This window comes from Microbacterium awajiense (assembly GCF_039536545.1).
GTDB classification, from domain to species: Bacteria; Actinomycetota; Actinomycetes; order Actinomycetales; family Microbacteriaceae; genus Microbacterium; species Microbacterium awajiense.
The window spans coordinates 955,187-980,135 of record NZ_BAAAYU010000005.1; the positions used below are offsets into that span (position 1 = coordinate 955,187).

The 24,949-nt window shown below is 69.7% G+C and carries 25 protein-coding genes; 16 read left to right on the top strand and 9 right to left on the bottom strand.

Going from position 1 to position 24,949, the window contains the following annotated elements; all coding sequences use genetic code 11:
• The first annotated feature begins 123 nt into the window (after positions 1 to 123).
• Together ABD663_RS11195 and ABD663_RS11200 are read left to right on the top strand one after the other, a co-directional pair.
• On the top strand, positions 124 to 612 hold the full coding sequence (locus ABD663_RS11195) for a cation:proton antiporter regulatory subunit (RefSeq protein ID WP_344738515.1): 489 nt from the start codon (positions 124 to 126) through the stop codon (positions 610 to 612).
• Positions 613 to 616: 4 nt separating this feature from the next.
• The gene (locus tag ABD663_RS11200) at positions 617 to 1,810 is read left to right on the top strand and encodes a cation:proton antiporter (protein ID WP_344738517.1); all 1,194 of its coding nucleotides are present in this window, start codon (positions 617 to 619) and stop codon (positions 1,808 to 1,810) included.
• An 18-nt stretch (positions 1,811 to 1,828) separates the two neighbouring features.
• On the opposite strand, the gene ABD663_RS11205 is transcribed toward ABD663_RS11200, so the two are convergent.
• Positions 1,829 to 2,407: a GNAT family N-acetyltransferase gene (locus ABD663_RS11205; protein ID WP_344738519.1), complete on the bottom strand. Its 579-nt coding sequence runs from the start codon at positions 2,405 to 2,407 to the stop codon at positions 1,829 to 1,831.
• Positions 2,408 to 2,587: 180 nt separating this feature from the next.
• Between ABD663_RS11205 and dnaK the strand changes: the two genes are divergently transcribed.
• From dnaK to ABD663_RS11225, 4 genes are read left to right on the top strand one after another with little or no spacing between them, the layout of a single operon-like run.
• Positions 2,588 to 4,459, top strand: a complete 1,872-nt coding sequence (gene dnaK, locus ABD663_RS11210) for a molecular chaperone DnaK (RefSeq protein WP_344738521.1) — start codon at positions 2,588 to 2,590, stop codon at positions 4,457 to 4,459.
• 2 nt (positions 4,460 to 4,461) lie between these two features.
• On the top strand, positions 4,462 to 5,067 hold the full coding sequence (locus ABD663_RS11215) for a nucleotide exchange factor GrpE (RefSeq protein ID WP_344738523.1): 606 nt from the start codon (positions 4,462 to 4,464) through the stop codon (positions 5,065 to 5,067).
• A gap of 13 nt (positions 5,068 to 5,080) precedes the next feature.
• A complete protein-coding gene (locus tag ABD663_RS11220) occupies positions 5,081 to 6,082 on the top strand; it encodes a DnaJ C-terminal domain-containing protein (RefSeq protein WP_344738525.1) in 1,002 nt (333 codons plus the stop codon).
• A 13-nt stretch (positions 6,083 to 6,095) separates the two neighbouring features.
• Positions 6,096 to 6,548: a heat shock protein transcriptional repressor HspR gene (locus ABD663_RS11225; protein ID WP_344738527.1), complete on the top strand. Its 453-nt coding sequence runs from the start codon at positions 6,096 to 6,098 to the stop codon at positions 6,546 to 6,548.
• 9 nt (positions 6,549 to 6,557) lie between these two features.
• Here the strand turns inward: ABD663_RS11225 and ABD663_RS11230 are convergent, their stop codons facing one another.
• Positions 6,558 to 7,955 (bottom strand): DUF2252 domain-containing protein, encoded by a 1,398-nt coding sequence (locus ABD663_RS11230; protein WP_344738529.1) that lies wholly within the window; start codon positions 7,953 to 7,955, stop codon positions 6,558 to 6,560.
• Between the two features lie 80 nt (positions 7,956 to 8,035).
• On the opposite strand from ABD663_RS11230, the gene ABD663_RS11235 reads away from it, so the two are divergent.
• Genes ABD663_RS11235 through ABD663_RS11250 form a run of 4 tightly spaced genes read left to right on the top strand, consistent with a single transcriptional unit; the run spans position 8,036 to position 11,612 of the window.
• Complete coding sequence (locus ABD663_RS11235; RefSeq protein ID WP_344738531.1) at positions 8,036 to 8,668, top strand: hypothetical protein; 633 nt, start codon at positions 8,036 to 8,038, stop codon at positions 8,666 to 8,668.
• Between the two features lie 53 nt (positions 8,669 to 8,721).
• Positions 8,722 to 9,807: a hypothetical protein gene (locus ABD663_RS11240; RefSeq protein WP_344738533.1), complete on the top strand. Its 1,086-nt coding sequence runs from the start codon at positions 8,722 to 8,724 to the stop codon at positions 9,805 to 9,807.
• A gap of 2 nt (positions 9,808 to 9,809) precedes the next feature.
• Entirely contained in the window at positions 9,810 to 10,529 is a 720-nt protein-coding gene (locus ABD663_RS11245) for a potassium channel family protein (RefSeq protein ID WP_344740219.1), read from the top strand.
• A 9-nt stretch (positions 10,530 to 10,538) separates the two neighbouring features.
• Positions 10,539 to 11,612, top strand: a complete 1,074-nt coding sequence (locus ABD663_RS11250) for an AI-2E family transporter (protein WP_344738535.1) — start codon at positions 10,539 to 10,541, stop codon at positions 11,610 to 11,612.
• Here ABD663_RS11250 and ABD663_RS11255 read toward each other — a convergent pair.
• Genes ABD663_RS11255 through ABD663_RS11275 form a run of 5 tightly spaced genes read right to left on the bottom strand, consistent with a single transcriptional unit; the run spans position 11,605 to position 14,616 of the window.
• A complete protein-coding gene (locus ABD663_RS11255; RefSeq protein ID WP_344738537.1) occupies positions 11,605 to 11,964 on the bottom strand; it encodes an SHOCT domain-containing protein in 360 nt (119 codons plus the stop codon). The genes ABD663_RS11250 and ABD663_RS11255 overlap by 8 nt on opposite strands.
• 14 nt (positions 11,965 to 11,978) lie before the next feature.
• On the bottom strand, positions 11,979 to 12,392 hold the full coding sequence (locus ABD663_RS11260; protein WP_344738539.1) for a DUF6325 family protein: 414 nt from the start codon (positions 12,390 to 12,392) through the stop codon (positions 11,979 to 11,981).
• Between the two features lie 55 nt (positions 12,393 to 12,447).
• On the bottom strand, positions 12,448 to 13,119 hold the full coding sequence (locus ABD663_RS11265) for a GAP family protein (RefSeq protein WP_344738541.1): 672 nt from the start codon (positions 13,117 to 13,119) through the stop codon (positions 12,448 to 12,450).
• A gap of 58 nt (positions 13,120 to 13,177) precedes the next feature.
• Positions 13,178 to 14,026, bottom strand: coding sequence for an LLM class F420-dependent oxidoreductase (locus ABD663_RS11270; RefSeq protein ID WP_344738543.1), 849 nt, complete (start codon positions 14,024 to 14,026; stop codon positions 13,178 to 13,180).
• Entirely contained in the window at positions 14,023 to 14,616 is a 594-nt protein-coding gene (locus tag ABD663_RS11275; RefSeq protein ID WP_344738545.1) for a hypothetical protein, read from the bottom strand. Before ABD663_RS11275 ends, ABD663_RS11270 begins: the two co-directional genes overlap by 4 nt.
• 96 nt (positions 14,617 to 14,712) lie before the next feature.
• Between ABD663_RS11275 and ABD663_RS11280 the strand changes: the two genes are divergently transcribed.
• The 5 genes from ABD663_RS11280 to ABD663_RS11300 all read left to right on the top strand — a co-directional run bounded on the left by ABD663_RS11280 (position 14,713) and on the right by ABD663_RS11300 (position 22,308).
• Positions 14,713 to 15,924 carry a glycosyltransferase gene (locus ABD663_RS11280; RefSeq protein ID WP_344738547.1) on the top strand — a complete coding sequence of 404 codons (1,212 nt, stop codon included), beginning with the start codon at positions 14,713 to 14,715 and terminating at the stop codon, positions 15,922 to 15,924.
• A gap of 6 nt (positions 15,925 to 15,930) precedes the next feature.
• Positions 15,931 to 17,139 carry a glycosyltransferase gene (locus ABD663_RS11285; RefSeq protein WP_344738549.1) on the top strand — a complete coding sequence of 403 codons (1,209 nt, stop codon included), beginning with the start codon at positions 15,931 to 15,933 and terminating at the stop codon, positions 17,137 to 17,139.
• Between the two features lie 205 nt (positions 17,140 to 17,344).
• Positions 17,345 to 18,334, top strand: coding sequence for a GlxA family transcriptional regulator (locus tag ABD663_RS11290; RefSeq protein WP_344738551.1), 990 nt, complete (start codon positions 17,345 to 17,347; stop codon positions 18,332 to 18,334).
• 35 nt (positions 18,335 to 18,369) lie between these two features.
• Complete coding sequence (locus tag ABD663_RS11295) at positions 18,370 to 20,040, top strand: SulP family inorganic anion transporter (protein ID WP_344738553.1); 1,671 nt, start codon at positions 18,370 to 18,372, stop codon at positions 20,038 to 20,040.
• Between the two features lie 60 nt (positions 20,041 to 20,100).
• Complete coding sequence (locus ABD663_RS11300) at positions 20,101 to 22,308, top strand: ATP-dependent Clp protease ATP-binding subunit (protein WP_344738555.1); 2,208 nt, start codon at positions 20,101 to 20,103, stop codon at positions 22,306 to 22,308.
• A gap of 18 nt (positions 22,309 to 22,326) precedes the next feature.
• Here ABD663_RS11300 and ABD663_RS11305 read toward each other — a convergent pair whose 3' ends face one another.
• Both ABD663_RS11305 and ABD663_RS11310 read right to left on the bottom strand, forming a co-directional pair.
• The gene (locus tag ABD663_RS11305) at positions 22,327 to 22,908 is read right to left on the bottom strand and encodes a nitroreductase family protein (RefSeq protein WP_344738558.1); all 582 of its coding nucleotides are present in this window, start codon (positions 22,906 to 22,908) and stop codon (positions 22,327 to 22,329) included.
• A gap of 85 nt (positions 22,909 to 22,993) precedes the next feature.
• Entirely contained in the window at positions 22,994 to 24,289 is a 1,296-nt protein-coding gene (locus tag ABD663_RS11310) for an MFS transporter (protein WP_344738560.1), read from the bottom strand.
• 58 nt (positions 24,290 to 24,347) lie between these two features.
• Here ABD663_RS11310 and ABD663_RS11315 point away from each other — a divergent pair, with 58 nt between their 5' ends.
• Positions 24,348 to 24,941: an ArsR/SmtB family transcription factor gene (locus tag ABD663_RS11315; protein WP_344738562.1), complete on the top strand. Its 594-nt coding sequence runs from the start codon at positions 24,348 to 24,350 to the stop codon at positions 24,939 to 24,941.
• Positions 24,942 to 24,949: the final 8 nt, after the last annotated feature.

The following is a 24,949-nucleotide window of genomic DNA, read 5'->3' on the forward strand; positions in this document are numbered from 1 at the left end:
CGGTGAACGACCGGTGCACCCGTCCCACTGCGAGCCGGACGGATGCCGCGACGCGTCGCTGCGCCGCGTGTTCAGCGTACGCGGTCTGCCTCACGGCCCGGAGCGTGATGCCATGATGGGGGCATGGCCGTGCACGTCGAGCGCGCTGACCTCCCGGGGATCGGTGTGCGCCATGACATCGAGACAGACGAAGGCCGCCGTGTGTCGGTCATCACGCTGCGCGAGGGCGGGCGCGAGATCTCACTGTCCGATACGGATGACCCCGACCGTGCCGGCGAGCGCATGAATCTCACCGACGACGAGGCGACAGCGCTCAGCGAGATCCTCGGCGGGTCGGTCATCATGACCCAGCTCGCGGGACTCCGCCAGGATGTCGAGGGCTTGCGCACGCGCCAGATCACGCTGCGCGCCGACTCCCCGTATGCCGACCGGACTCTGGGCGACACCCGCGCGCGCACGCTCACCCGCTGCTCGATCGTCGCGATCGTCCGTTCGGGCGGCGTGCTTCCGGCGCCGGGGCCCGACGAGATCCTCCACGTGGGCGACACGATCGTCTCGGTGGGCACCGGCGAAGGACTGGACAAGCTCGCGGACATCCTCGACGGGGCCTGAGCAGATGGACCACGGTGCGCTCGTCCTCATCGAGATCGGCGCGCTCCTGCTCGGCATCGCCCTGCTCGGACGCCTTGCCGGCCGCCTCGGCATCTCGCCGATCCCGCTCATCCTGCTCGGCGGACTCGCCTTCGGCGAGGGCGGGCTGCTGCCGTTCACGAGCGGCGGGGAGTTCATCGAGATCGGCGCCGAGATCGGCGTCATCCTGCTGCTGCTCATGCTCGGCCTGGAGTACACGCCGCAGGAGTTGATCGGCAACCTCCGCACGTCGCGGACGGCGGGAGTCCTCGACATGCTCCTCAACGCGCTGCCGGGGGCGATCGCGGCGCTGCTGCTCGGATGGGGGCCCGTCGCCGCCGTCGCGCTCGCGGGCATCACGTGGATCTCGTCGTCGGGCGTGATCGCCAAACTCGTCCAGGACCTCGGCCGCCTCGCGAACCGCGAGACCCCGGTCGTGCTGTCGATCCTCGTGATCGAAGACCTCGCGATGGCCTTCTACCTTCCGGTGCTGACGGCGCTGCTGATCGGGCTCGATCTGGGCGCCGGGATCGTCACGGTCGTCATCGCGCTCGCCTCCGTGCTGGTGATCCTCTACGTTGCGCTGCGCCACGGGCACCTCGTCTCGCGGATCGTGTGGTCTCGCAGCGCCGAAGTGCTCCTGCTCTCGGTGCTCGGCCTCACGTTGCTGGTCGCCGGGCTCGCCGCGCAGGCGAACGTGTCGTCGGCCGTCGGCGCCTTCCTGGTGGGCATCGCCATCTCAGGACCGGTCGCCGAGCATGCGCACCGCCTGCTCACGCCCCTGCGCGATCTGTTCGCCTCGGTGTTCTTCCTCTTCTTCGGCCTGTCCACCGATCCCGCCGACCTGCTGCCGATGCTTCTGCCCGCCATCCTGCTCGCCGTCGTGACGATGGCCACGAAGCTCGTCACCGGCTATTACGCGGCACGCAGAGCGGGGATCGCCGAGGCCGGCCGGTGGCGCGCGGGGTTCGCCCTGCTGCCCCGCGGGGAGTTCTCGATCGTCATCGCGGGCCTGGCCGTGGCATCCGGAGTCGATCGTTCGCTCGGAGCCCTGGCGACGGCCTATGTGCTGATCACCATCGTCGTCGGCCCGCTGCTGGCACGGCTGCCGGATGCACCCAGGTTCGCGGCCTGGGCCGCCCGGCGACAGCAGGAGCGCCGCGCCGCCCCTCCGCGCTGAGCTGCGCCGACGGGCGTGTCAGCGCCGGGGTGAGACCGGGCGCGCGCACCATTCGCGTTCGAGGATCGCGTAGTGCCCGGTGTCGGTCCATTCCCCCTTGAGCCACATGTGCTCGATGAAGTGACCCTCGTGCCGCATGCCGAGGCGCTCGCAGACGCGCACCGACGCGCCGTTGCGCGGATCGAGTTCGGCGAAGACGCGGTGCAGCCCGAGTTCGCCGAACGCGAGCTCCAGGAGCAGCGCGGCCGCCTCGCCGGCATATCCGCGTCCTCGAGAAGCGGGCGGCAGGATCCATCCGATCTCGGCGGTGCGGTCGTCGATGCTGTGCAGTTCGAAGTACATCGTGCCCAGGAACCGGCCGTCGACGTCGCGGATCGCCGGCTGCACGAAGTCGCCGCGCTCGGCCAAGCGCGTCGCCGCGCGGTCACGCGCCAGCACCTCGGTGACCTGCTCGCGCGTGCGGGCCTCGTACAGCAGATACCGGCAGACATCGGGGTCGGACTGCATCGCGTACAGGTCGTCGAGGTCGTCGTCGCGCAGCAGGTCGAGGCGGATGCGATCCGACGCGAGCGGCTGGAAGTCCCAGGGCAGCGGCACAGCGAACATCATCCTCCCTTCGCGCGTTCCTGCGAACTTGATATGAGTGGACTCAACTTGGTTTGACTCTCGAGGACGCCCGGCGTAGTGTTGAGCCATCGCGACTCAACCCGCGAGCAGACTTCCCATCAACCCCGAGGCCGAGGCATCCTGCCCGGCCTTCACGAAGGAGAGAAACACATGGCACGTGCTGTCGGAATCGACCTCGGTACGACCAACTCGGTCGTCAGCGTCCTCGAGGGCGGCGAGCCCAAGGTCATCGCCAACGCCGAGGGCTTCCGCACCACCCCGTCGGTGGTCGCCTACACCAAGGACGGCGAGGTGCTCGTCGGCGAGACCGCCAAGCGTCAGGCCGTCACCAACGTCGACCGCACCGTCTCGTCGGTCAAGCGCCACATGGGCACCGACTGGGGCTTCGACGTCGACGGCAAGAAGTGGACGCCGCAGGAGATCTCGGCCCGCATCCTGCAGAAGCTCAAGCGCGATGCCGAGCAGTACCTGGGCGACACGGTGACCGATGCCGTCATCACGGTCCCCGCCTACTTCAACGACGCCGAGCGTCAGGCCACCAAGGAGGCCGGCGAGATCTCGGGCCTGAACGTGCTGCGCATCATCAACGAGCCCACCGCGGCGGCTCTCGCCTACGGGCTCGACAAGGGCAAGGAGGACGAGCTCATCCTCGTCTTCGACCTCGGTGGCGGAACCTTCGACGTGTCGCTGCTCGAGGTGGGCAAGGACGACGACTTCTCGACGATCCAGGTGCGCGCCACCTCGGGCGACAACCGTCTCGGCGGCGACGACTGGGACCAGCGGGTCGTCGACTACCTGATCAAGCAGTTCAAGGACACCACCGGTGTCGACGTGTCGGGTGACCGCATCGCGCTGCAGCGCCTCAAGGAGGCCGCGGAGCAGGCGAAGAAGGAGCTGTCGAGCTCGACCTCGACCTCGATCAACCTGCCGTACCTGTCGCTGACCGACTCCGGCCCGGTCTCGCTGTCCGAGACGCTGACCCGTGCCAAGTTCGAGGACCTCACCAAGGACCTGCTCGACCGCACCAAGAAGCCCTTCGAGGACGTCATCCGCGAGGCGGGCATCAAGGTCGGCGACATCGACCACGTCGTGCTCGTCGGCGGCTCGACCCGCATGCCGGCGGTCTCGGAGCTCGTGAAGAAGGAGACCGGCGGCAAGGAGCCCAACAAGGGCGTGAACCCCGACGAGGTCGTGGCCGTGGGCGCCGCCCTGCAGGCGGGCGTGCTGCGCGGCGAGCGCAAGGACGTGCTGCTGATCGACGTCACCCCGCTGAGTCTCGGCATCGAGACCAAGGGCGGCATCATGACCAAGCTCATCGACCGCAACACGGCGATCCCGACCAAGCGCAGCGAGACCTTCACCACGGCCGACGACAACCAGCCGTCGGTCGCGATCCAGGTCTTCCAGGGCGAGCGGGAGTTCACCCGCGACAACAAGCCGCTGGGGACGTTCGAGCTCACCGGCATCGCCCCGGCGCCGCGCGGCATCCCCCAGATCGAGGTCACCTTCGACATCGACGCGAACGGCATCGTGCACGTGTCCGCCAAGGACAAGGGCACCGGCAAGGAGCAGTCGATGACGATCACCGGCGGCTCGTCGCTGCCCAAGGACGACATCGAGCGCATGGTGCGCGAGGCCGAGGAGCACGCCGCCGAGGACAAGAAGCGCCGCGAGGCGGCCGAGGTGCGCAACCAGGCCGAGACGCTCGCGTACTCGATCGAGAAGCTCATCCAGGAGAACGACGAGAAGCTGCCCGCCGACGTCAAGTCCGAGGTGCAGGGCGACGTCGATGCGCTGAAGTCCGCGCTCGCGGGCGATGACGACGAGGCGCTGCAGAGCGCCTTCGAGAAGCTCAACGCGTCTCAGGGCAAGCTCGGCGAGGCCATCTACCAGGCCGGTCAGTCCGAGCAGGCGGCTCAGGACGCCCCGACGGATGCTCCCGCCGACGGCGACGCGTCGTCCTCCGACGAGGACGTCGTCGACGCCGAGGTCGTGGACGACGAGGACGACGAGAAGAAGTAACCATGGCCGACAAGGACTTCGAACAGCCCGAGGTCCCCGGCGAGGACGACGCGGTCGCCGAGGATGTCCCACAGGACACCGAGGCGGCCGCGTCTCCCGCAGAGGGGGACGACGGCGCGCTGACCGTCGACGACATCCTCGGCGCGTCGCAGAACGTCGACGCCGCCGCCGAGGACGCTGTGCTCGCCGACCTCGAGTCGGCGTTGCTCAACGACCTCAAGCGTCTGCAGGCGGAGTACGCGAACTACCGCCGACGCACCGAGCAGCAGCGCGAGGTCGAGATCGAGCGCGCGACCGGCTCGGTGGCGAAGGGGCTGCTGCCCGTACTCGACGATCTCGACCGCGCTGAGAAGCACGGCGACCTCGAGGACGGCACGCCGTTCGCCGCGATCGCCGAGAAGCTGCGGGCGGTCGCCGAGCGCATCGGCCTCGTGACCTACGGCGAGGCAGGAGAGGCGTTCGACCCGCAGCAGCACGAGGCGATCTTCCAGGCCCCGACCCCCGGCACCGCTGAGCCGACGATCCTCGAGGTCGTCGAGATCGGCTACCGTCTGGGCTCGGTCGAATTGCGTCCGGCGAAGGTCGTCGTCGCCGTCCCGGCCGAGTAGCCGAGGAGGAACCATGGCCAGCCAGGACTGGTTCGACAAGGACTTCTACAAGGTCCTCGGCGTCTCGAAGGACATCAGCGACGCCGATCTGAAGAAGACCTACCGCAAGCTCGCGCGCACCTACCACCCCGATTCGAACCCGGGGGATGCCGCCGCAGAGGCGAAGTTCAAGGAGATCAGCGAGGCGTACTCGGTGCTCTCCGACAAGGAGCAGCGGGCGGAGTACGACCAGATCCGCGCGATGGGGTCGGGCGGTGCCCGCTTCACCGCGGGCGGCCAGGGTGCCGGCGGCTTCGAGGACGTGTTCTCGATGTTCAACCAGGGGCGCGGCGGCGGCGCCGGCGCGCGCTACCAGGCCGAGGACTTCGAGGACATCTTCTCGATGTTCAACCAGGGCGGGAACTCGTTCGGGTCGGGACGATTCGGTCAGCCCACCGGAGGGTTCCGCGGCTACGGCGGCCCGACACGGGGCGCCGACGTGACCGCGCGCACCACCATCGACTTCATCACCGCCACCAAGGGCGAGACGATCTCGCTGCAGGGCGAGGACGGCAAGCCGTTCAAGGTGAAGATCCCCGCCGGCGTGGCCGACGGGCAGAAGATCCGGCTTCGCGGCCGGGGCCGCCCGAGTCCCGACGGCGGCGAGACAGGAGACATCGTCGTGGCCGTGACCGTTCGCCCGCACCCCGTCTTCACACGCGACGGACTCAACCTGCGTGTCACCGTGCCGGTGACCTTCACCGAGGCGACGCTGGGGGCCACCATCGAGGTGCCGACGCTCGGCGGTGACCCCGTCAAGCTGCGCGTGGCGCCGGGCACGCCGTCGGGGCGCGTCCTGCGGGTCAAGGGCCGCGGCGTCGAGACGGCCAAGGGCACCGGCGATCTGCTCGCCGAAGTGCAGGTGGCCGTGCCGTCGCACCTCGACGACGCCGCCCGCGAGGCGCTCGAGCGCTACCACGAGCTGGAGCCGAAAGAGAATCCGCGCGCCGACCTGATGTCGCGCGCCCGCGGCTGAGAGGATGCCGGACATGGCGGACGACGAGATCGACGAGGACGCCCCGATCCTCGCGATCGCGGCTGCCGCCGAGCTGTCGGGCATGCATCCGCAGACCCTGCGCCAGTACGACCGCATCGGGCTCGTGGTGCCCGCACGCACCCAGGGTGGCTCGCGGCGGTACTCGCTCCAACACGTCGCCCAGCTGCGCGAAGTGGCCCGCCTCTCGGCCGACGGGATGAGTCTGCCGGCGATCGCGCGGATCATCGAGCTCGAGAATCGGGTCAGGGAACTGCACCGGCGCGTGCGGGCGCTCGAGGAGCAGGTGCGCTCCGAGGTCGAGAGCCGCCGGGGCAGTCGCGTCTTCGCGGCCGGCGCCACGGGATCGGTCATCACGCTCAAGCGCGGGTCGCGCGTGCGTCGCGCGACCGAGGTCGTGCTGTGGCGCCCACGTCCGTACGACGACGACGCGAGCCCTTCGGGCTGACCGACCGGTTCAGCGCTCGACGCCGCGATGACGGCGGAACCGCTTCCAGTCCTCCTTCGCCTGGCGGGCGTACATCCACGACCACTCGAGGATCGCCTCGCCCGCCACGCGTCCGCCGCCGACGTACCCCGACAGTTCGGCGGCGTTCGGCGATTGGCCGTGTGCGCGCGCGAGTGTCGCCGCGCACGCCTCGGCGTACCACCGGAACGACGCGTCATCGAGTTCGTCGACGTCGAATCCGCCCTTCTTGTCGTGGAACTGGCGCACATAGAAGGCGCGCGCGGGCCCGCCCTCGGCAGGCGTGCCGAACACATGGCCCAGGAACGGGTCGGACACGGCTTGCAGGATGCGCTGCATCCCCACGACGCGGCCGCCGTCACCGTGCGCCGAGACGTACTGGTCGAACTCCGGCGGCTGCGGCACGCGACCGTACTGCACGAGCACGCTCGTGCCCGCCTCCTTCGCCTGCAGGATCAGCCCATGGCCATCGCCGTCCTGCATCGCGACCAGGTAGCAGCGCGTGCCCACGCTTCCGACGCCCACGACGCGGCGCGCGAGGTCGGCCAGGGCGTAGCCGCGCAACAGCATCCGGATGTCGATCTTCGTCGACAGCCGGTACTCCTGCAGCACGTCGAGGACGCGGGCCTGCACGGCGGCGTCGACGCGGGTCATCGTCGGCGGCGCCTCGGTGAACACCAGCCGGCCGTCATCGGTGCGGGACGTGAGCTTGCGCTGAGCACGCTCGCCGGTGCGCCGCTCCGCATCCTTCACCGCGGCGCGGATCGCGCGCTTGGTCGATCGGTCGCCCGCGCGGGCCGCGGCGGTCGCGTCATAGTGGTCGAAGTAGCGCTCGACCGGGGTGCGCTGCGCGCCGTAGCGCAGCGCCCGCGCATACGTCCGCACCGCCGCGAGCGCGGCATCCCGGATCACCCGCTCGTCGCGCCCGACCTCCTGGCCGGCCAGCACGACGCTCGTGATCAGCCGCTTGACGTCCCATTCCCACGGCGCCCACGCGGCTTCGTCGAAGTCGTTCAGGTCGAACGCCAGGGTGCGCTGCGGTGACGCGTAGAGACCGAAGTTCGCGACGTGTGCGTCACCGCACGAGGCGACCAGGATGCCGCTGTCCGGCGTGCGCGCGAGGTCGGCGGCCATGATCGCCGCGGTGCCTCGGAAGAACGCGAACGCGCTCGCGCCCATCCGCTCGGTGCGGATCGGCACCAGTTCGGTCACCCGCGGCACGTCCTGCGCGTCGAGGATGCCCATCGGGTCCCGCGCGCCGGTGGGCGCCGCGGACAGCGCCTCGCGGGGGAGGTTCTCGCGCGAGGCGCGCCCCTGCGCGAGCTGCTGGGCCACCGTCGGTCGCGGCGTCCATGCCGCGGCGATCGGGCCCTGATCGGTGATCGTCATGCGGTCAGTGTGGCACCGGGGATCGCGGAGCGGTATCCCTGTGTTTTCGGGCTAGCATCAGGTGACCACGAGGAGGGCGCATGGCCGAGGTCGAGCGCAAGAAGAGCAAGAAGCGCGGGAAGACCGCCACCGACATCGTCACGGTGTTCGTGCTTTCGATCACGGCCGTCCTCACCGCCTGGTGCGGTTTCGAGTCGTCGAAGTGGGGCGGCGAGATGTCGATCGCCTTCAGTCAGGCTTCGAGCGCCCGCATCCAGGCTGCCGCGGCCGAGGGCGAGGCGCGGGATGCCCGACAGTTCGACCTCACGATCTACACCCAGTGGGTGCTCGCGGTCGCCGACGAGCGACCCCAGCTCGCCGCGTACATCGAAGAGCGCTTCACGCCGCACTTCGCTGCGGCCTTCGACGCGTGGGAGGCCGACGGGCGTGCCGAGGCCGGGCCGTTCGTGACCGAGGCGTATGTGCCGCCGGGCTCCGAGCGGGCGGCCGAGATGACCGAGAGGGCCGACGCGAAGTTCGCCGAGGCCCTGGAGAACAATCAGCGCGGCGACAACTACTCGCTGCTCACGGTGCTGTTCGCGCTCGTGCTGTTCCTGACCGCGATGTCGCAGCGCGAGATGCCGGTGTGGATTCGTCGCGTCCTGCTCGGTATGGCGATCGGCGTCGGCACGGTCGGCCTGGTCATCATGTTGACGTTCCCGATCAAGATCTGACCACCCGCGGCGGCTCCCGGCATCCGGGGGTTCCGGTCGCTAGTGTGCATGGCGTGACCACCTCGCCCACGCCCTCGCCGCGCACCTCGTCGCGGTTCGCCGCCGCCGCCGCCCGTGAGTTCGACGGCACCACCGAGCGCAGCCTCGAGTCCCTCGCCCTCGGCGCCGGTGTCATCGGATTCCTCGCGATCGGGCTCCTCTCGCTGCCGGTCTTCGGCTTCCAGTCGGCACCGATCTCGGGGCCGGGCTCGATCGGGCAGTATGCCGCGATCGCCTCGGCCGTCGTCGCCGTCCTGGCGTTCGCCGCCGGCCGGATCGTCGTGGTCCGTCGCGGCGAACGTCGCCGACTCGGCATCCTCGACTATCTCGACGTCGCGGCGCTCGCCTTCGCACACGGTGTGATCGCGCTGCTGAGCTGGACCCTCGTCGCGGTCATCCTCGAGGAGGCCTTCATCGGAGCGGTGGTCTTCCCGCTGTTCGTCGTCGTGCTGGGTGCCGCCGCGGCCGCGGTGACCGGCTATGTCTGCTTCTTCTCGGCGACGCACATGGACCTCACTCTCCTTGCGATCGTGCTGGCCGTGTTCCTCGCCGAAGGCGTGATCACCAGCATGCTCACGTCATCGGATCCGCAGTGGTGGGAGCTCAACCTGTCGGCGCTCGGCATGCCCGGCGACGTCTCGTCACTCGCGTTCAACCTCACGCTCATCGTCGCGGGATTCATCGTGACCACACTCGCCCGCTACGCGACGCTCGGGGTGCCGACGCCCAACCCCAAGGGATTGCGCAACGTGCGGATCTCGCTGGTCGTGGTGGGCGTCTTCCTCGCCTGCGTCGGCATCTTCCACGTCGACGACTTCTTCGCGCTGCACACCGGCGTCGCCTCGGGCATGGCGGTGGCATACGGGGTGCTCACGATCAACCTCCCGCGCTGGATCCCCGGACTGCCGCGCACCTTCATCCTGCTGGGCTGGATCTTCATCGCCGTCGTGGTGCTGCTGGCCGTCTTCTTCGCCGTGGGGTACTACACGCTCACGGCAGTGGAACTGGTCGCCGGCATCCTCGTCTTCACGTGGATCATCCTGTTCATCCGCAACGCCGAGGCGCTGCGCGCCGACACCGCTCCGGAGAGCCCGTCGTGACGATGGAGCGCTGGGAGCGGCTGACCTACTGGCCGCTCATCATCGCCTCGGTGGTCTTCATCGCGGCGTACTCGTGGCAGGTCATCTTCGACACCGAAGGCCTGCGGTTCACCCTCGCACGCCTCGCGATGCTGCTGACGTGGCTCGTCTTCGCCGTCGACTACGTCGTGCGCCTCGGTCTCGCACGCCCCCGCGGCCGATGGTTCCGTCGACACATCTTCGATCTGCTCGTCGTCGTCCTTCCCGCCCTGCGACCCCTGCGGCTGCTCAAGGCGATCACCGTCATCCACGCCCTGCAGCGCACCGCCGGCGCCGCGCTGCGAAGCCGACTGGCGATCTACGGATCGGGTGCGGCACTCATTCTGATCTGGATCTCGGCGCTCGCGGTGCTCGACGTCGAGCGACCTGCGCCGGGCGCGAACATCACCACGTTCGGCGATGCGGTGTGGTGGGCGTTCGTCACGATCACGACCGTGGGCTACGGCGACTTCTATCCGGTGACCGCCGGCGGACGCATCGTCGCCGTGCTGCTGATGTGCGGCGGCGTCGCGGTCGTGGGCGTCGTGACCGCGACCCTCGCGTCGTGGGTCATCGAGAAGGCCGCCGCGCACAGCGAGAACGATTCCGCCGAGCCCGCGACCCGCGGACAGGTGCGCGACCTCTCCGCCCAGATCGAAGAGCTCGCAGGGCGGCTCGGCGGTCCCGCCGACCCGAAGCCGTAGCCTGAGCCTGTGGAAACCGCCCGCCCCGCGCTCTCGCCCTCCCTGCGCATCCTGCTCGGCCTCGCCGCCGCGGTGATCGTGCTCGCCGGCCTGTACCTCGCCCGCGACCTCGTCGGCCCGCTCGTCCTCGGCGCGGTGATCGTCATCATCTGTCTGCCGGTGCGCGCGCCGCTGGTACGCCGCGGCTGGCCGTCGTGGGTCGCGACGACGGCCGTGATCGCGCTGGGGTACGTGATCCTCGCCGTGCTCGCAGCGCTGCTCGCGTTCGCCGGGGTGCAGTTCGCCGAGATGGTGCGCGACTACTCCGACCAGCTGCGCGCGACGGGCGCGGCCTTCGTCGAATGGCTGCAGGCACTCGGCGTGCAGGACGCCGCGGCCGATCCCGTCGGTGCGCTGCTCCAGCCGTCGACGCTCCTCGGCGTGGCGGCATCCCTCGGCGGCACCGTCACGAGCGTCCTCGTCGCCTTCTTCTTCGTGCTCGCCTATGTGATCTTCATGGCGGCGGATGCCGCTCGCTACTCGCGCGCGACGAGCGAATTCGGCGCATCGATCGCCCAGACCGTGTCGCGGGTCGCGGCCTACAACCGCGGCGTGCGTCGGTACTACGTCGTCAATGCGTCGTTCGGCGCCGTGGTCGCGATCATCGACGGACTCGCCCTGTGGGCGCTCGGCATCCCCGCGCCCGCAGTGTGGGCGATCCTCGCGTTCGTGACGAACTTCGTCCCCAACATCGGCTTCGTGCTCGGCCTCATTCCACCGGCCGTGCTGGCCCTCGTCGTCGGCGGATGGCCGCTCATGCTCGTCGTGATCGCGACCTACTGCGTCGTCAACGTCACACTTCAGGTGCTGATCCAGCCCAAGTTCGTCAGTGATGCCGTCAGCCTCAGCCTCACGCTGAGCTTCTTCTCGGTGATCTTCTGGACGTTCGTGATCGGGCCGCTCGGCGCGATCCTGTCGATCCCGCTCACCCTGCTCGTGCGCGCGCTCATCCTCGAGGGCGACCCCGACAGCCGATGGCTCCGATGGCTGTCGGGGGACCCCGAGGCGCGAGCCGACGCCGGGCAGCCCCCGGGCGTCAGCTGAGCAGCTTGGCCTTCGCGGCGGCGAACTCGTCGTCGCTGAGGACTCCGGCATCCTTCAGCGCGGCGAGCTTCTGAAGCTCGGCGACCACATCGACGCCGCCTGCGGCCGCGGCCGGGGCGGGTGCCGGTGCGGGAGCCTGCGGCATCTGCTGGGCGACGGCCTCCTGCGCGGCGGCCTGCATCGCGGCCTGCTGTTGTGCGGCCTGGTACTGCTCCTGCTCGTACTGGGACTGGGCCTTCTGCTGCTGGCGGCGTGAAACGCCCCCGGACACGGCACTGGCGGTGCCTGCGACGACGGCGGTGCGGGCGGCGAGCCCGATGAGGCCGGGGCGGCCGACTCGACGGATGGGCATCGGTGTTCTCCTTCTCAGGCCGGGTCGGCCAGGTCCATGACGGCGTTGACGATCGGTGCGGGGATCCGTTCGGCGCTGAGCACCACGCCGCCCGACGCGTCGACGCTGCCGGCGAGGCGCCGCGCGTAGAGCAGCTCGAGCGCGACGAGCGCCGCGGATCCGCCCGGCGGGATCAGCTCGGACAGCTCGGCGATGTCCTCCTCGCCGGCGATGCCCACTTCATGCAGATCGAGCGGGAAGTCCTCGTCCTCGATCTCGACGACGGTGATGTCACCGTCGTCGGACTTGGAGATGAGGACGAAGTCGAGCAGGCGCATCAGACCGCCGTCGAGGAGCTCGCCGAGCGCCTCGATGACGGAGTCCGCGGGTCGCTCGCCCTCGAAGCCGACGAGGTAGAGCTCGACGGGGCCGTAGCGGAAGTCAGCCATGGGAATCCTTTCAGGGTGGGTGCGATAGAGGTCTATCACGCTCAGGTGTCCGGGGCTAGAAGCTGCCGATGCCCTTGCCGATCACGACGACGCCGATCACCAGCAGCAGCACCGTCATGATGACCGCGTTCTCGCGCGACAACCAGCCACGCAGCGCGTCGAGCGGTCCGCGCAGTCGATCGGAGGCGATCAGGTAGCCGACGACGGGAAGGAGCACGGTCGACGCGGCGATCAGTGTGAAGATCGCGATGACGACCACGACCGCGCCGACGTCGAGACCCGCCGCGCCGATGCTCACGCCGGCGCTCGCCGCCAGCAGCAGGTTCTTGGGGTTGACGGCCGACAGCAGGAATCCGAGTCCGAACGCGGCGCCGAAGCCCATGGTGTCGATCGCCTTCATCCACTTCGGCAGGGCCGGCTCCTCGCCCTCCTTCGGGCGCCCGCGCCACTGGCGCGCGGCGAGCAGCAGCAGCAGCGCGCCCAGCACCAGGTGGATGACGCCCTTCACGGGAGAAGAGCCATCCGCGTCCTGCCCGGGCAGGATCGCCGACAGCAGCGTGAAGACCGTGGTCGCCACGACGATGCCCGAGATCCAGCCGAGCAGGAATCCGACGCTCGTCGTGCGCGCCTTCGGCGAGAGCAGCATGAGGATCGCGGCGATGATCGGCACGGGGCTGATGGCCACGCCGAGTGCGAGCGGGAGGATGCTGCCGATGGCGCCGTTCACGATGCGTCTCCGTCCAGGGGTTCGACACGCTCACCGTAGCGCGGGAGGGCGGGGCGAGTCAGGCGTGCCCGTTCTCGGCGTTGACCTCGTCGCGCCATCGCAGCAGCGGCTCCACCGACGAGAGGTCGAAGTCGGGGCCGTCGAGCGCCGGGATCAGCAGCCGGAATCCGAGCGCATGCAGCCGGGGTGCGGCACCCTGTTCGAGCAGCGGGCCGAACCCGCGGATCGTGAAGCCCGTCGACAGCTCGATCGTCGCGGGGTCGCGGCCCTCGGCGGCGCACCACTCGTGCAGCACGCCGATCTTGTGCGGCATCCCCTCGAGCCTCGTGAACGTGTGCCAGATGTCGGCGTGGCGTGCGACGAGCCGCAGCGTCTTGCGCTCGCCCTGGCCGCCGATGAGGATCGGGATGGCGCGCGTCGGCGGAGGGTTGAGCGCGTCCCAGCGCGCGCGAACACGGTCGAGGTCGTGGGCGAGGTCGTCGAGACGGCTGCCCACCGTGCCGAAGGCGTAGCCGTACTCGTCATAGTCCTGCTCGGCCCACCCCGACCCGGTGCCGAAGATCAGTCGACCGCGCCCGGTGCCGTGTGCGCTGATGTGGTCGACGGTGCGGGCCATGTCGGCCTGCAGATCGGCATTGCGGTACGAACTGCAGTTGACCAGCGGCCCGAACTCGACGCGCTCGGTGCGCTCGGCGATCGCGGCGAGGACCGTCCACGCCTCGAAGTGCGGTGCCTCGAAGGGCTCGGTCAACGGGAAGAAGTGGTCCCAGTTGAACACGGCGTCCACCCCGAGATCCTCGGCTCGCAGGACGGCGTCGCGGTAGTGCGCCATCGAGGTGTGCTGCGGGGCGAGCTGCACTCCGATGCGGACGGGGCGGTGGGCTGCGGGGTGGATGGTGTCGGTCATGCGGGATCGATCCTCAGGGTGTCGGGGGTTTCGCCGACGGTCAGGTCGTCGACCACGCGCAGAGTGCGGGCGAGGTCGTCGACGGCGCCGATGACCGTGCCGAAACGCTCGCGGTCGGAGCAGACGGCGCTGAGGGTCACGAAGTGGCTGCCGGTGTCCCAGGTGTAGGTGGTGAACGGTGGGGTGCGCGGGTCGGCGGGCAGCGGCATCGCGAGCTTCTCGCCGACGCCCAGGTGCGGATTGCGGAAGTCCTCGGTGTCGTCGTACTCCATCGGCATCATCGCGCGTGCGGCCCGCACGTCGTTGGTGGCCTGCTGCACCTGCGCCATCGCCACCAGCAGGTCGGGGTCGGACTTCCAGACCCAGACCAGCACGCGCCCGTTCGCGCGGCGTATCAGCAGCGGCGCAGCCTGGCTCATCGCCCACGCCGCGACGCCGCTGCCCGCCCGCTCGGTCTGACCCATCGCGCGGTTCGCCTGCGTCAGCAGCATCCGGATCGCCGCTTTGCGGTGGCGGCGGCCGCGCCAGCCGAGGGACTCGGTGACCGGCACCCACAGGGCCGGTGGGGCATCCGCCTGGAGTCGTGGCATGCCTCCAGCGTAAGCCGGGCCGGCGCAGTCCCTCGGGTACAGTGGAGCCGCGAGCGAGCCGCACGCACCCCCGCACAGACAGGCCCCCCGCACGACGTGACCGATCCCGCGACGACCGACGACTCCGCCGACGCCGCCGAGGCCCCCCTCACCATCGTCATCGGGGCCGACACGTTCCTTCCCCACGTGAACGGCGCCGCCCGCTTCGCCGAGCGGCTCGCGGCCGGTCTGGTCAAGCGCGGGCACGACGTGCACGTCATGGCCCCCAGCGCGACGCACGCCGAGCACGGTGTGTTCACGGAAGAGATCGAGGGGCAGCCGATGACGCTGCACCGGCTGCCGTCGTGGCGGTGGCTGCCGCACGACTGGCTGACGTTCGTGCTTCCCTGGATGTCGAAGCACCACGCACGTCGTGTGCTCAACAAGGTCAAGCCCGACGTGGTGCACATCCAGTCGCACATCGTGATCGGCCGCGGTCTCGCCCGTGAAGCCCGCAAGCGCGGCATCCCGATCGTCGCGACCAATCACGTGATGGCCGAGAACATCCTCGACTTCACGACGCTGCCGCCCGTGCTGGACAGGGTCGTGGTCAAGCTCGCGTGGGACGACGCGAAGCGCACGTTCGACATGACCCGCGCCGTCACCACCCCCACCCGCAGGGCCGCCGACTTCCTCGAATCGACCATCGACATCCGCGGCGTCATCCCGATCAGCTGCGGTATCGACGCGAACGACTACACGGCCGACCTCACCCCGCGCGAGGCCAACCGGCTGGTGTTCGTGGGACGCCTGACCACCGAGAAGCAGATCGACGTCGTGTTGCGGGCGATGGCTCTGCTGGATCCGACCCTCGGGGTGACCTTCGACATCGTCGGCAACGGCGATCAGCGCCGCAGTCTCGAGCAGCTCGCCGAGCAGCTCGGCCTCGCCGACCGCGTGACGTTCCACGGCCACACCTCCGACGCCGACCTGCGCGCGCTGCTGACCCGCGCGAGTGCGTTCGTCATCGCCTCGATCGCCGAGCTCCAGTCGATCGCGACCATGGAGGCGATGGCATCGGGTCTGCCGATCGTCGCCGCCGACGCCGTCGCGCTGCCGCACCTGGTGCACGACGGTGAGAACGGCTACCTGTTCGAGCCCGGGAACGTCGAAGACCTCGCATCCAAGCTCAACCGGGTGCTGCGCCAGACCCCCGCAGAGCGAATCGCGATGCAGCAGGCATCGCTCGACGGCGTCAAAATGCACGACATCGGTCGCACGCTCGACACGTTCGAGGCGCTGTACCGCGACGAACCGCTGCCGGGGTAGCGCGCCATGCACGTCGTGATGTTCGGCGACCAGCACGTCATGTCGCTCGGCGGGGCACAGGTGTCGATGCGGCTGCAGAGACGGTTCCTCGAGAAGGCCGGGCACACCGTCACCGTGGTGGCGCCCGCAGTGCACGGTGCGCTCGCCGCTGCGATGATCGGGGACATCGACCGCTTCTTCGTCGACCTGCCGTCGGTGCCGATCACGCTCGACCGCGAGTACTCGTTCGCGTGGCCGGGACGACGCACCGACCGGTGGCTGGATGCCGCGATGGCAGACCGCCCGCCCGTCGATGTCGTGCATGTCCAGGCCGACTTCTGGGGCGGCTTCATCGGTCACCGGTACGCCGCGCGTCACGGGCTGCCCGTCGTGCACACCATGCACAACCGCGTCGACGTCGGCATCGAGGCGACCACACCATTCCCCGGGCTGGTACTGCGCGCCCTCAACGCCTGGCAGCGACGGGCGCTGGGCGACGCGACGCCGGGCGACGACGGCTGGGCCTTCCAACGCCGTTTCGCCTCGCATGCCGACGCCGTCACCGCGCCCTCGTCGCACTTCGCCCGCCGCCTCGAGTCTCACGGCATCGGCTCGCGCGGGTCGGGCGACGTCGAGGTGGTGTGGAACGGCATCGACGACGACGTGCTCGACACCGCGCTGGCCGAGGCGCCGGCCGAGCGGGCCCCGGGGCGGCCGCGCCTGATCTGGCTCGGTCGCATGAGCCCCGAGAAGCGGCTGCTGCCCTTCCTCGAGGCGATCGTCGAGTCGGACGTCGACGCCGACGTCGAGATCGTGGGCGGCGGCGGCCAGCTGCGCGCCGCGCAGCGGCTCGTCGAGCGCGCTCGGCCGACGGCATCCGTCATGTTCGCGGGCCGCATGCCGTACGAGCAGACGCTGCGGCGCATCCAGGCGGCCGACGCGGTCGTTCAGACCTCGATCGGCTTCGAGACGCAGGGCATGACCGTCTTCGAGGCGGCGTCGCTGGGCACTCCCGCGATCGTGAGCGATCCCGATATCGCCGCCGAGCTCGGGGGCGGCCACTGGACGGTGCCGGATGCCTCGGTGCCCGCACTCGCCGCGACACTGACGCGAGCCGTCGCCGAGGTCGCCGCGGGCACCCCGCCGGTGCCCGCCCCGTCGATCCGAGAGCGCTTCCGCCAGTCGTCGCGCACGGCGGCGATGATCGAGATCTACGACCGCGTGACCGGTCGCTGATCACGGAAGGCGTGTCCAGTCCGTCGGACGACGACGGTAGCCGTCCCGGGGAAGGGCGACCAGCGTCGACACCAGGCCCGCGAGGGCGAGAGCCGCGAAAGCGATGATCATGAACATGGCAGAAAAGCTACGCTTGCGCTGATTCCGCCACGAGTGGCAGGATGGACGTCGAACACAGCATTTCTGCCAGTCTCGGGAGTCCGCCATGAAGACCGTCGCCTGCATCGTCCAGCCCGGCTTCGCGCCGTTCGAGTTCGGGGTCGCCTGCGAGGCGTTCGGTCTCGACCGCTCCGACGACGGCGTGCCGAACTTCGACTTCCGGGTGATCACCCCCGACCCCGGCGCCGTGCCGTCGAAGGTGGGCTTCTCGATCAACGTCGAGCACGACCTGGCGTTCGCGTACGAAGCCGATCTGGTCGTGGTCTCGCCGACCCCGCGCGAGTGGTGGGGGCGGCCCGACGAGCGGGTGCTCGACGTGGTACGCGACGCCGCCGAGCGTGGCGCCTGGGTGATGAGCGTGTGCAGCGGCTCGTTCATCCTCGCCGCATCCGGCGTGCTCGACGGGCGGCGCGCGACCACGCACTGGATGTACGCGCCGACGATGGCCGCGATGTATCCGCAGATCGACGTCGACCCCGACGTGCTCTACGTGCAGGACGGCCGCATCATCACCAGTGCCGGCACGGCGGCGGGGCTCGATGCCTGCCTCCACCTGCTGCGACAGGAATTGGGCGCCGAGCTCACCAACCGCATCGCGCGCCGCATGGTCGTCGCCCCGCAGCGTGACGGCGGGCAGGCGCAGTTCATCGACAAGCCGCTGCCTGTCGCGGCCTCCCTCTCGCTCGCACCGGTGACGGACTGGATGCTGGACAACCTGCGCGAGGAGCTCACCGTCGACCAGTTGGCGGCCAAGGCGCACATGTCGCCGCGCACGTTCGCGCGTCGCTTCAAGGCCGACTTCGGGGCGACGCCCGCCGCGTGGCTGGCACGCCAGCGGATCATCCACGCGCAGCGGCTGCTCGAGACGACCGACCTCGGCCTCGACCGGATCGCCGACGAGAGCGGCTTCGGATCGGCCGCGGTGCTGCGGCAGAATTTCGCGCGGATCCTCGGGCTCACGCCCACGGCCTACCGGGCTCGGTTCGCATGCGCGCACGACGCCGACGACCAACGGATGCTGGCCCCCGTCGCCTGACCGCCGCGGCGCGGCCGGTTCGCTAGCGTGTGACCGTGGCGCTGAATCCGCGGTCGTGGTTCTCACGCAAGACCCTGCGCAAGGATCTCGTCGCAGGGGTGACGCTCGGCATCGAGAGCGTGCCCGACGGCCTGGCCCAGGGCCTGCTGGCAGGCATCAATCCCCTCGCCGGCCTGTACGGTCATCTGTTCGGCATGGTCGGCGCCGCGCTGTTCACCAGCAGCGCGTTCATGACGGTTCAGGTCACGGGTGCGATGGCGCTGATCGTCGCCGACTCGGGGCTCGACTCCCGACCCGATCCGAGTCGGGCGCTCTACACGCTCGCGATGATGAGCGGCGTCGTGCTGATCGTCGCGGGGCTTCTGCGAGGCGGCCGCATCGTTCGCTTCGTGCCGACCGCGGTGATGACCGGGTTCGTCACCGCTGTCGGGGTGAACATCGTGCTGGGTCAGCTCGGCAACTTCACGGGGTACGAGGCGGATGGGCCGAACCGTCTCGTGAAGGTGCTCGACCTCGGTCGTCACCTGCTCGACTGGAGCCTGCCCGCGGTCGTGGTCGGGGCGATCACGGTGCTGGTGATCGTCGTGCTCCAGCGCACACCCGTGGGTGCCCTCGGTCTCGTCATCGCGGTCGTGATCGGATCGGTGAGCGGCGTGCTCCTCGACCTGTGGGTGCCGGCGGGTGTCGTCGTGCTCGACGACCTCGTCGCGGTGCCCGCGGCGCTTCCCGGGCCGGTGCTGCCGAGCCTCGACGACGTGCTGTTCCTCCTGCTGCCGGCGTTCTCACTCGCGTTCGTCGCGATGGTGCAGGGCGCGGGCGTGTCGGCCGGCATCCCGACCAAGGACGGCAAGCCCGCCGACATCTCGCGGGACTACATCGGGCAAGGCGCCGGCAACGTCCTCGCGGGGCTGTTCCGGGGCATGCCCGTGGGCGGATCGATGTCGGGTTCGTCGCTCGTCGTGAAGTCGGGGGCGCAGTCGCGCCTGGCGTTCTTCGTCGCGGGTGTCGTGATGGCTCTGGTGATCCTGTTCGCGTCGGGGCTGGTCGCCTACATCGCGATGCCGGCGCTGGCGGGGCTGCTCATCGTGGTCGGGATCACGGCGGTGAAGCCGAGTCGCATCAGATCGGTCGTCAAGACCGGGCCGCTCCAGACCGCGATCATGACGGTGACGTTCCTGCTCACCCTGCTGATTCCGCTGCAGTTCGCGGTGCTCGTCGGTGTCGGCCTCGGCATCATCCTCTACGTCGGCCAGGAGTCCAACCGGCTGCGCATCCGGCGCGTGGTGCTCGCGGACGACGGTCGGATGCGTGAAGAGGACCCGCCCGCGGTCGTGCCCGGCGGTGACGTGCTCGTCCTGCAGCCGTACGGCAGTCTCTTCTTCGCCAGCGCGCCGACGTTCGAACGGCAGCTGCCGGCGGTCAGCCGCGGTGAGGGGCCCGCGGTGGTCGTCATCCGATTGCGGGGGACCGACCAGATCGGTCTCGCCCTCGTCGAGGTGCTGCGTCGATATGCACACGATCTTCAGTCGGCCGACTCGACACTGAAGCTGGTGGTCAGCGAAGACCTCGTGGTCGCCCAGATGGCCGCAGGGGGGCTCATCGGCGACATCGGCGAGCGCAATCTGTATCGCGGCAGCGAGTGGGTGGGCGAGGCCCTCCGCCGCGCTCACGATGATGCCGAAGCGGAACTCGACGCGACGCGCTGACCCTGATAAACTTGAGTGCATACGACTCAAGTTTGAGTCCCCAGACTTTCAGGAGAACCCATGAACGCCACGCAGATGCCCGGGCAGGAGGACGCGGCCAGCGCCCTCGAGCAGTTCGGGATCAACCTCACCGACCGCGCACGGCAGGGCAAGCTCGACCCCGTCATCGGTCGCGACAGCGAAATCCGACGGGTCAGCCAGGTGCTCACCCGCCGCACCAAGAACAACCCGGTGCTCATCGGCGAGCCGGGCGTCGGCAAGACCGCCGTCGTCGAAGGGCTGGCCCAGCGCATCGTCGCAGGAGACGTCGCCGAGTCGCTCAAGGACAAGGAACTGGTCACCCTCGACATCTCGGCGCTCGTGGCCGGAGCGATGTACCGCGGACAGTTCGAGGAGCGGCTCAAGAGCGTGCTGAAGGAGATCACCGACTCCGACGGCCGGATCATCACCTTCATCGACGAACTGCACGTGCTGATGGGTGCCGGCGGCGGCGAGGGGTCGGTCGCCGCCTCCAACATGCTCAAGCCGATGCTCGCGCGCGGCGAGCTGCGCCTCATCGGCGCCACGACGCTCAACGAGTACCGCGAGTTCATCGAGAAGGACGCCGCGCTGGAGCGCCGCTTCCAGCAGGTCTACGTCGGCGAGCCGAGCGTCGAGGACACGGTGGCGATCCTGCGCGGGCTGAAGGGCCGCTACGAGGCCCATCACGGCGTGACGATCAGCGACAGCGCTCTCGTCGCCGCTGCGTCCCTGTCGAACCGCTACATCCCCAGCCGGCAGCTGCCCGACAAGGCGATCGACCTGATCGACGAGGCGATGAGCCGCCTCAAGATGGAGATCGACTCGAGCCCGATGGAGATCGACCAGCTGCGCCGCCAGGTCGATCGCATGCGCCTGGAGGAACTGGCGCTCAAGAAGGAGAAGGACGACGCGTCGAAGGAGCGCCTGGCCAAGCTGCGCGAGCAGATGGAAGCCGCGACCGCCGAGCTCAGCGTGCTCGAGGCACGCTGGGAGCAGGAGCGCGCGTCGCTCAACCGCGTCGGCGACCTCAAGAAGCAGCTCGACCAGGCCTACACCGATCGTGATCGCGCGCTGCGCGAGGCCGACTACACGCGGGCGTCGAAGCTCGAGTACGAGACGATCAAGCGCCTTCAGCAGGAGCTCGCCGAAGCCGAGCGCGCCGAGGCGACGCCGGATCAGGACCGCATGGTCAACGAGCAGGTCACCGACGAGGACATCGCCGCGGTGATCGCCGCGTGGACCGGCATCCCCGTCGGCCGGCTGCTGCAGGGCGAGAGCGAGAAGCTGCTGAACCTCGAGCGCGAGCTCGGCCGCCGCATCATCGGTCAGAAGCAGGCCGTCAAGGCCGTGGCAGATGCCGTCCGCCGCTCGCGAGCGGGTATCAGCGACCCGAATCGTCCGACCGGATCGTTCCTGTTCCTCGGTCCGACAGGCGTCGGCAAGACCGAGCTGGCCAAGGCGCTCGCCGAGTTCCTCTTCGACGATGAGCACGCCATGGTGCGCATCGATATGTCGGAGTACGGAGAGAAGCACTCGGTCTCGCGGCTCGTCGGAGCCCCGCCCGGGTACATCGGCTACGAGCAGGGTGGTCAGCTGACCGAGGCTGTGCGCCGGCGCCCCTACTCGGTGGTGCTGCTGGACGAGGTCGAGAAGGCGCACCCCGAGGTGTTCGACGTGCTGCTGCAGGTCATGGACGACGGCCGCCTCACCGACGGCCAGGGCCGCACGGTCGACTTCACGAACGTCATCCTGATCCTGACGTCGAACCTCGGATCTCCGATCCTCATCGATCCGACGCTGACATTCGACCAGAAGCGGGAGCAGGTCCAGGGTCTTGTCCGTCAGGCGTTCAAACCCGAGTTCGTGAACCGGCTCGACGACACGGTGATCTTCCAGGCGCTGACCGAGGACGACCTCGCCCAGATCGTCGAGCTCGCCGTCGACGCGCTGCAGCGCCGCCTGCACGACCGCCGTCTCGAACTCGCCGTCACGCCCGAAGCGCGCACGTGGCTCGCCGAGCGCGGCTACGACCCCGTGTTCGGGGCGCGGCCGCTGCGCCGGCTCATCCAGTCCGAGATCCAGGACCGTCTCGCGATGGCCCTTCTCTCGGGCGGCGTGCGCGACGGCGACACCGTGCGGGTCGATGTCGCCGCCGACGGGTCGGCGCTGGTGCTCACCAGCGAGCGGCCGGATGCCGCCGCCCCGGCCGACGACGACGTGATCGAGGCCGAGCTGCTCGACGACTGAGCGGTCGCGCGGCTCGGCTCAGGCGTCGACGATCGTGGACTCGGAGATGGGGCGGCGCAGACGCGGGGCCGCCTCGCGCTCGCGCAGTTCGGCGGGTGCCTCGTCGAGGTCGCCGTATACGCCGACCGCCATGACGGTGACCGGGGTCAGCGTCGCCGGCAGTCCGAAGGCCGCGCGGACGGCATCGCGATCGAACCCGCCCATCTGGTGGGTGTAGAGGCCGTCGGCGTGTGCCTGCACGGTGAAGTGCGCCGCGGCCTGGCCGGTGTCGTACAGTGCCCAGTCCATCGGCCGGCCGTCGCGCTCGGTCTCGGCGACGAAGACCACGAGCGCTCCGGCCGCGGGGGCCCATGCGCGGTTGAACCCCGCGAGGCTCTCGGCGATGCGCGTGTGCGCGGAGGTTCCCCGGCGGGCGACGATCACGCGCCACGGCTGCGTGTTGGCCGCCGTGGGCGCCCAGCGCGCCGCTTCGAGAGCGGCCGCGAGGGCGGACTCGTCGATCGGGGTGTCCGCGTCGAAGACGCGGGTGCTCCAGCGCTCGGCGAGCACGTCGAGGATCGGGGCGTCGGTGGCCGCGGTGCGGTCGAGGGTCGGGGTCATGGCTTCTCCTGGGTCGATGATCGGTCCGAGGGACGCCATCGGCCCACGTTCCATGCGAACGCATGGAACGTGAGATCATTCCCGCCTATCCGTGCGCGTCGGGCAGGTCGCGCATCGCCCAGAACGGTCCGACCACGACGAACAGGCACGCCAGCAGTTCGCCGGCAGCCCCGAGCCACAGGGTGGGCACGGTGCCGATCCACGCGCCGACCGCACCCGCGAGCAGTGCTGAGATCGGCATCACGCCCCAGACGACGAACCGGATCGACGCGTTCATGCGGCCGAGCAGACGCGGCGGCGTGATGCGCTGGCGGAAGCTCACCTGCGTGATGTTGTAGAGCAGCACCGTGAAGCTCATCACGAACATCTGAACGACCAGCAGCGGGAAGGCGAGGTCGGGCACGAGCGAGATCGCCGGCAGGAAGAACGGCGCGATGCAGAAGGCGATGGCGCTCATCGGGATGGCGCGGGCCTCGCCGACGCGCGCCACGATCCGCGGCGTCGCCATCGCACCGAGAAGGCCGCCCACGGCGCCGAGCGAGAACGCGATCCCCAGCATCTCGGGGCTGAGGCCCAGCTCGCGCAGCACGAAGATCGGCAGCAGGGTCATCCCGACGGTGCCGAAGAAGTTCGCCGTGGCGGTCGTCAGCACGATGCGCCGCAGCAGGGGGTTCCCGAACACCCAGTTCAGGCCCTCGGCGATCTCCTGCGCGAGAGGTCTGCGGTCCTCCTCCGCGCGGGGCTGCTCGTGGTCGCGCGTGGACAGCAGTGCGAAGAACGAGATCACGTAGGTGCCCACGGTCACGAGGATCGCGATGGGCGCGGCGAGCGCACCGATCAGCCACCCGCCCACGGCGGGTCCGGCGAGGCCGGCGACCTGGTGGGTCGACTCGAGTTTGCCGTTCGCCTCGGCGATCTGATCACGACGCACCAGCGAGGGGATGATGCTCTGGTACGACACGTCGAAGAACACGGTCGCGACGCCCATCACGAAGGCGACCGCGATGAGATGCCACATCTCGAGCACCCCGAGCACCCACAGCAGGGGCAGCACTCCGAGAGCGATCGCACGCACCGCGTCGGCCGCGATCATGACCCGCCGCTTGCGCATCCGGTCGATCCAGGCGCCGGCGGGCAGACCGACGATCAGGAACGCGGCGAGATTCGCGGCGGTCAGCACACCGACCTCGAACTCGGTCGCGCCCAGGGCGAGCACGGCGAGCACCGGGATCGCGAGCTCGGTGATCTGCGCGCCGAACTGCGAGAACGCCTGCCCCGTCCACATCGTCAGGAAGTTGCCGTCGCGCCACAGCGAGCCCCTGCGGTCGGATGCGGGTGCCGATCCCTCGGTGTCCGCGACGGCATCCTCTGATTGAGACATGTCAATCAGTCTGAGTGACCGATTGAGTGATGTCAATCAGTCGCAGTACGCTGGGGGTGTGACCGGCCGGAACGCCCACATTCCGCGGGACGACGATCCCGAACTCGAGGCGCGCATGCGCGCCCTCAGCTCGCCGTTGCGACTGCGGATCCTTCGGCTGTGCGCGTTCGACTCGCGGACCAACAAGGAGCTCGCCGAACTGCTGGACATGAACCCCGGCACGATGCTCCACCACGTGCGCACGCTCGTGGCGACCGGGTTCCTCGCCGCCGAGGACGAGCGCGCCGGCGCGCAGGGAGCCCGTGAGGTGCCGTACCGCGCGACGGGACTGTCATGGCGCACGCCGATGCGCGACGGCGGCGGCCGCATCCTCGTCGAGACCTTCCTGCAGCAGATCGAGGGACTCGATGAGGATGAGCTCGACATCACCTGGCTCGGGCTTCGGCTCAACGCCGACCACAAGGCCGAGTTGCACCAGCGGCTGCACGACCTCGCCCTGGAATTCAAAGAGCGCGGCCCCGACGACGACGGCGAGTCATTGTCGCTGTTCACCGCCGTGCACGCCGATCGGAACCCGCGGAGTTCCCCGTCCGTGAAATCGGAGGATCCTTCTGCGCCGGACGCCGACGAGCGGGGCAGCGCCGCCTCCTAGCCTGAGGG

Coding starts and splice junctions, on each gene's coding strand:
- ABD663_RS11275 (WP_344738545.1), bottom strand. CDS start 14,616: ATGCCACGACTCCAGGCGGATGCCCCACCGGCCCTGTGGGTGCCGGTC.
- ABD663_RS11225 (WP_344738527.1), top strand. CDS start 6,096: ATGGCGGACGACGAGATCGACGAGGACGCCCCGATCCTCGCGATCGCG.
- dnaK (WP_344738521.1), top strand. CDS start 2,588: ATGGCACGTGCTGTCGGAATCGACCTCGGTACGACCAACTCGGTCGTC.
- ABD663_RS11300 (WP_344738555.1), top strand. CDS start 20,101: ATGAACGCCACGCAGATGCCCGGGCAGGAGGACGCGGCCAGCGCCCTC.
- ABD663_RS11195 (WP_344738515.1), top strand. CDS start 124: ATGGCCGTGCACGTCGAGCGCGCTGACCTCCCGGGGATCGGTGTGCGC.
- ABD663_RS11310 (WP_344738560.1), bottom strand. CDS start 24,289: ATGTCTCAATCAGAGGATGCCGTCGCGGACACCGAGGGATCGGCACCC.
- ABD663_RS11220 (WP_344738525.1), top strand. CDS start 5,081: ATGGCCAGCCAGGACTGGTTCGACAAGGACTTCTACAAGGTCCTCGGC.
- ABD663_RS11260 (WP_344738539.1), bottom strand. CDS start 12,392: ATGGCTGACTTCCGCTACGGCCCCGTCGAGCTCTACCTCGTCGGCTTC.
- ABD663_RS11285 (WP_344738549.1), top strand. CDS start 15,931: ATGCACGTCGTGATGTTCGGCGACCAGCACGTCATGTCGCTCGGCGGG.
- ABD663_RS11290 (WP_344738551.1), top strand. CDS start 17,345: ATGAAGACCGTCGCCTGCATCGTCCAGCCCGGCTTCGCGCCGTTCGAG.
- ABD663_RS11215 (WP_344738523.1), top strand. CDS start 4,462: ATGGCCGACAAGGACTTCGAACAGCCCGAGGTCCCCGGCGAGGACGAC.
- ABD663_RS11255 (WP_344738537.1), bottom strand. CDS start 11,964: ATGCCCATCCGTCGAGTCGGCCGCCCCGGCCTCATCGGGCTCGCCGCC.
- ABD663_RS11200 (WP_344738517.1), top strand. CDS start 617: ATGGACCACGGTGCGCTCGTCCTCATCGAGATCGGCGCGCTCCTGCTC.
- ABD663_RS11230 (WP_344738529.1), bottom strand. CDS start 7,955: ATGACGATCACCGATCAGGGCCCGATCGCCGCGGCATGGACGCCGCGA.
- ABD663_RS11270 (WP_344738543.1), bottom strand. CDS start 14,026: ATGACCGACACCATCCACCCCGCAGCCCACCGCCCCGTCCGCATCGGA.
- ABD663_RS11235 (WP_344738531.1), top strand. CDS start 8,036: ATGGCCGAGGTCGAGCGCAAGAAGAGCAAGAAGCGCGGGAAGACCGCC.
- ABD663_RS11245 (WP_344740219.1), top strand. CDS start 9,810: ATGGAGCGCTGGGAGCGGCTGACCTACTGGCCGCTCATCATCGCCTCG.
- ABD663_RS11305 (WP_344738558.1), bottom strand. CDS start 22,908: ATGACCCCGACCCTCGACCGCACCGCGGCCACCGACGCCCCGATCCTC.